Annotated in this window: 1 protein-coding gene; it reads right to left on the reverse strand. The window is 33.0% G+C overall.

The features are described 5' to 3' along the window. Nucleotides 1–971 (reverse strand): hypothetical protein (locus HNV10_RS17075; RefSeq protein ID WP_173302675.1); only part of this gene is annotated, 971 nt, incomplete at both ends.

Below are 971 nucleotides of genomic sequence, written 5' to 3' on the forward strand. Positions count from 1 at the left end.
GCACTACTCGGAACACCATTCAAGTCTGGAGTACCATCTGCTATTCCATCATTATTGGCATCTGTTCCTCCTACTTCATCTACATCATATATTCCATCATTATCTGAATCTAAATCTAAATAATCAGGAACCGTGTCTCCATCCGTATCTGTACAATTAAAATCAATATTTGGTGCAGCCATGACAAAAACCTTTCCATCTGCTGCATCGGGTCCATTATATCTGTCATAAACACGAATCCAGTGAATTTCACTTCCTACTGGTGCTAGATTATCTATTGGGTAAGTTGCAATTTCCAAATTCTCTACAGTATTTGCCAATATATCTGAACCCGTATCTACATAATCTGAAGTTTCTACATCTATACTACTGCCTAGAACATTCTTATTATAATCTAAAGCTTGAATTCTTATTTGATTATTTCCTGATTTTTCAAAAACTAAGACATATATTAAATCTTTGGAAATAATGGGAGTATCAAAACGTAAATCATAATAAGATACATTATTTACAAGATCCACTTGTAAATCTTGATATATATTCATATCTCTAGTTTGAAAAACAGGTAAAATTTCTGCATTCCAATCTGAAGCTGTTGTATAATCTAAGTTTTCAACTCCATTAACTCTTCTTGTAATATCACTCGCATTAATTGTTCCGGATGTCGGCACAAAATTTTCTACATATTCTACAGGTGTTTGAAAATCTGATATTACTTCTCCATTAAATGTAAAAGAATTAAATATAACTGAACCAGAACTTCCACTAGGCGAATCAATATCCCAAGCTGTTGGTGTAATACTTCCTGTGATTCCACTACTATTTATATTAGAACCTAGACATTCTACCGTGTCTAAAATACCATCATTATCATCATCATCATCACAAATATCTGAAATACCATCGCCATCAGAATCTAAATTACCTGAAGCCAGTGCATCACAAGGATCTATATAACAAACACTTAAAGT

The sequence above is a fragment of the Winogradskyella litoriviva genome, assembly GCF_013249065.1.
Lineage (GTDB): Bacteria > Bacteroidota > Bacteroidia > Flavobacteriales > Flavobacteriaceae > Winogradskyella > Winogradskyella litoriviva.